This is a genomic window from Enterococcus sp. DIV1298c, from assembly GCF_017316315.1.
GTDB classification, from domain to species: domain Bacteria; phylum Bacillota; class Bacilli; order Lactobacillales; family Enterococcaceae; genus Enterococcus_B; species Enterococcus_B mangumiae.
In genome coordinates, this window is the sequence record NZ_JAFLWG010000070.1 from 1 (window position 1) to 4,573 (window position 4,573).

3 protein-coding genes are annotated in these 4,573 nt (G+C 36.6%); all 3 read left to right on the forward strand.

The window, feature by feature from the left end:
- Positions 1 to 410: 410 nt before the first annotated feature.
- The 3 genes from JZO83_RS13410 to JZO83_RS13420 are packed head-to-tail and all read left to right on the forward strand — an operon-like array spanning position 411 to position 4,183.
- Positions 411 to 3,209: a BspA family leucine-rich repeat surface protein gene (locus tag JZO83_RS13410; RefSeq protein ID WP_207116069.1), complete on the forward strand. Its 2,799-nt coding sequence runs from the start codon at positions 411 to 413 to the stop codon at positions 3,207 to 3,209.
- A gap of 58 nt (positions 3,210 to 3,267) precedes the next feature.
- A complete protein-coding gene (locus tag JZO83_RS13415) occupies positions 3,268 to 3,768 on the forward strand; it encodes a hypothetical protein (protein WP_206855510.1) in 501 nt (166 codons plus the stop codon).
- A 37-nt stretch (positions 3,769 to 3,805) separates the two neighbouring features.
- A complete protein-coding gene (locus tag JZO83_RS13420) occupies positions 3,806 to 4,183 on the forward strand; it encodes an LPXTG cell wall anchor domain-containing protein (RefSeq protein ID WP_207116070.1) in 378 nt (125 codons plus the stop codon).
- The last annotated feature ends 390 nt before the right edge of the window (positions 4,184 to 4,573 follow it).

Genomic DNA, 4,573 nt, shown 5'->3' on the forward strand with positions numbered 1-4,573 from the left:
CTTTAAAAAAATGCAGTTTTTTTATTGAAGTTTTTTAGAGAGGCTGAATGATTTGGAATAAATAGTTGATCGTTCTTTCTAGAAAAGGGATTTTTTATTTTATCATCAATTTGTTCCTATAGATATTAAGAAAAAATCGCTTTTATTTATTTGTTATTTTAATCCCGATATTTCACATCGTTTTATTAGGTGGCAATAATTTATAAATGGCTTGCAGTCCAAGAAAATTTCAGGTGAAAGTAAAAATTATAAATTGATTAGAATTTGATTAGTGTTATACTTTGGCTATGATATTTACATTTAAATAATTTTTGATAATTAAAAAAATACAATGATTTCCCGATTATCCGCTGTTTTAAAAGATTTTTTATAAGGTTTTTCCAAAAAAATATAGATTGAGGTGAATTTTAATGTGGCGAATAAGATTGGTGAATATGTTATCTATTATAGTTTTATTAGGAGGCGTAGCTGTTTTCCCCACTTCAGCACAATTGATGTCTAATAACATATATGAAGAAGATAGATACTTGGATGGAAATGAAATTTCGTTATTTGATATTGGAGAGACAATCGATTCAATGGATATTCCGAAAGTTCTGGAAGAGGATAAGAAACTACAAGTAGAAGATGATCCTCTATGGATAGATGAAACTTTAGATACAGAAGAATATATCGAATTACCAGGGCTAGAACAAGATCAAGAAGAACAAAAACAAGTGGAAGAAAAGGAACAACAGGAACAACAGGAGAATGGTACACAACTGGATGACGAACCAACCAAAATAGAAAGCGGTTTAAGGACAGAAGTGATACTAGAGGAAGTACAGGATGAAGGGATTGCTCGAGTCTTAACACCAGAAGCAAGGACTTTATTTTCCGGACAGCTGGGTTCCATTCCTTGGGTAGTTGGTAGTCAAGGGACGCTGATCCTTGGATCTGGTGTTTTCGACGAGGCGAACAATATTGGCGGACGATATGCAGCGACAGATTATTTCAATCATCCCATGTATAGTCATGCGATTACACGCGTGCAATTAACTGGACCAATCGTATTGCGTGGTAGAAACGGCAGTTTGAATATGAACGGTGATATACGCAGAGGTTTTTTTACCGACTTGACCAATGTGACAGAAATTGAAGGAATCGAGTTTTTAGATACCAGTGAATTAAGTGAAATGGCATACATGTTTGCGAACATGTCAGCATTGACCAGCTTAGATGTATCTAGTCTAGATACGAGAAATGTATGGACTATGCATGGGATGTTCGAAAATATGAGTAGTGTAACAGAATTAGATGTCTCTAGTTTTGATACAAGTAACTTATTGTACATGGCACGTATGTTTAGAGGAACAATAAATTTAACGAAATTAGATATGTCTGGTCTGGATACAAGTAATGTAACAGACATGAGATTAATGTTCGCAGATGTGAGAAGTATAACAGAATTAGATGTGTCTGGTTTTGATACCAGTAAAGTAACAGACATGTCATTTATGTTTAACTATGCGAGCAGTGTAACAGAATTAGATGTGTCCGATTTCGATACTAGCAGTGTAACAGATATGCAATTAATGTTTCGAAATGCGAACAATGTAACAGAGCTAAATGTGTCCGGTTTCGACACTAGTAGTGTAGTAAACATGAACCACATGTTTCTTAATGTGAGAAGTATAACAGAATTAGATGTCTCTCACTTTGATACAAGTGAGGTGAGGAATATGTTCGGCATGTTTGACGGTATCATTAGTGTAACGAAATTAGATGTATCCGGCTTCAATACTAGCAATGTCACAAATATGTCCTTTATGTTTATGGAAATGAGCACTTTGACTGAACTAGATCTTTCTAATTTTGATACACGTAATGTGACAAGTATGGAAGGAATGTTTCGAAATGTGAGCAGTGTAAAGGAATTAGATGTGTCCGGCTTCGATACCAGTAATGTAGTAACTATGGCCCGTATGTTTGAGAATGTGAGAAATGTAATAGAGCTAGATGTGTCTGGCTTTGATACTAGAAATGTCACAAGCATGCAAATGATGTTTGGCGGTATGAGTAGTGTAACGGAATTAGATGTGTCCGGCTTCGATACTAGAAATGTCACAAATATGTCCTTTATGTTCCAAAATGTGAGTAGTGTACAAGAATTAAATATGTCCGGCTTCGATACCAGGAATGTCACAGATATGATGGTTATGTTTCATAACGCGAATAGTATAACGAAATTAAATATGTCTGGCTTCGATACTAGGAATGTCACAGATACATCCTTCATGTTTATGGGGATGAGCAGCTTAACAGAACTAGATCTCTCTAGTTTTGATACACGTAACGCAACAAATATGCAAGCAATGTTTATTGGTGTTCCGCTTGAACAATTAACTTTAGGTAGCCAGTTTATCTTTCATTTAGCTAATGGAAGCCCTGGACTTCTTCCGTTAAGTGGTTCAGCCACGCATCATCCTAATTGGCAAAATGTCGGAGAAGGAACTGTGGATGAACCAAAAGGAAGTTTTATATTTACTAGTGCTCAATTGATGGCAAACTATGATGGAGCGACAATGGCAGATACGTGGGTTTGGCAGCCTCGAATTTTCGCAAACCTGACCATTGACATTGAAGGTCATGGAACAGTCTTGCCTGATATACCAACAAGTGTTGAACGTGGAGAAATGATTGATATCCGCGCAACACCCGAAATAGGATGGCGTTTTTCTCATTGGCGCGTCGAAAGCGGAGATGGGACGATTGCAGATCCCGATCAATCAACCACTAATTTTACGATGGGAGAAGAAGATGCAAAATTGGTGGCTGTTTTTGAAGAATTAAATCCATTGATCACCGTAAGAATCCCAACATCGGCAGTCTTCAATACGACCTCAGAATCGCATCATAGGAACATCGTTGCGCCTGATTATGCAATCGAAAATAAGTCACCTTTTGCAGTTTCTGTTGATGTGGTAGCACCTACGGAATTGACGAACATGGAAATCATTGAAGAATTGAATGTGGCTGCTGATGGGAAAGAAAACTTATTGATCAATAAAGGGAATATCCATCATATAGATCCTTTCCGTTTATTTGACTTAGAAACTGAAGAAGCTAAGGTCTTCACGTTTACAGGAACAGCAGAAGAATTATCGGAAGAGGAAAGTCAAATAACACCTACCTTCAACATGGTTTTACGTTTTGTACCAAACCTGTAACAACAGTATTTATAAAGAAATCGCACAATAATCTTATCGGGGAAATGGAGAAAGACATATGGGGAAAAAACATCAAAAAAAGTGGATAGTATTGGGATTGCTTCTTTTGATTATTGGTGGCATCGTTTTATATTTCAATAATCAAGAAAACGAACCTGTGCCAATTGTCAGTGCAGATTTGTTGCCAGGCTTAAGAGATGCAAGTGACATTGAAATTGCAAAAAGAGCGCAAGAGATTGCAGATGCCAACTATTTTACTTTGCAAATCGCACCTTTTGCTGTTTTTGAAAATGGAGAATCAGAAGGATCGATCGAAATTGTCAATCCTGGAACCAATGTCTACCCAATCGCGGTAGATCTCACATTGGCGGAAACAGGAGAAGTCATTTACTCTTCAGGCGCTATCTACCCAAATCAGCAAATTGTTGGTGCCAAACTAGATAAATCACTGGAAAAAGGGGAGTATCAAGGGATTGCACGTATCAATATCTACGATCCAGAGACGAATGAACGTCAAGGAATAACAGAAGCAGAGATTTCTATCACTATCCAAAATTAAACACTGCGAATGCTTATCGAAAGAAAGGAGGAATTTAATGCGTAAAGTAAAACAATTTTTATTGATTGTAGGTGTTATCTTTTTAACAAGTTCTAGCTATTTTGTACATGCTTCAGAAAATCGATCATTCTTCAAGCGCGTGGAAGGGCAAGTCGGAAGTGTCCAGACACTACCAGAATCAGGGTCGGAAACAAGTGTTGGGCCAGAGGCAGATAATGGAATAAATGGAAATAACAGCAATGTTTTGGTCGTAGATACATCTAGATTACCGAATCGAACACAGAATAAGCCAAGCTTACTCGCAAATTTGCCGAAAACAGGCAGTGAAGGTAATTTATGGGTTCAGTTAACTGGTATTCTTTTGGTTTTACTAAGTATCAAATTCCTTTTTTTGAAGAAAGAGACGCAGAGATAAAGCCGTTTTGAACAGTTAGAAAGAAAATGATTATCTATATATTAAAACAAAAGGATTCAAATTCAGAACAATGAACTTGAAATGATCGTACGTATCATCTAGCAGCTTCTACCAATTTTTTGACAATGTTTGCTATCTACTCAGAAGAGTTCTAACAAACTAAGTAAAATAGCCGCCTAAAATGTCTTGTTTTTTCAACGCATCACCTATTTGATCAATATCCTAAGACTGTACCCATCATAAATACCACAGCATAGTGTCTGTTGGTCAAGATAAAATTACTTTGCTTAGACGGATAAAGAATTCTAATGGTTAGGAAAAAAACTGCATAAATGGGTAGTAGCTGTTACATGATGCGAACGATGATTTCTTGTTTGCAAATAAAACAAT

Bases quoted from the DNA above. Each gene is read 5' to 3' on its own strand.
- JZO83_RS13415 (WP_206855510.1), top strand. From the start codon at position 3,268: ATGGGGAAAAAACATCAAAAAAAGTGGATAGTATTGGGATTGCTTCTT.
- JZO83_RS13420 (WP_207116070.1), top strand. From the start codon at position 3,806: ATGCGTAAAGTAAAACAATTTTTATTGATTGTAGGTGTTATCTTTTTA.
- JZO83_RS13410 (WP_207116069.1), top strand. From the start codon at position 411: ATGTGGCGAATAAGATTGGTGAATATGTTATCTATTATAGTTTTATTA.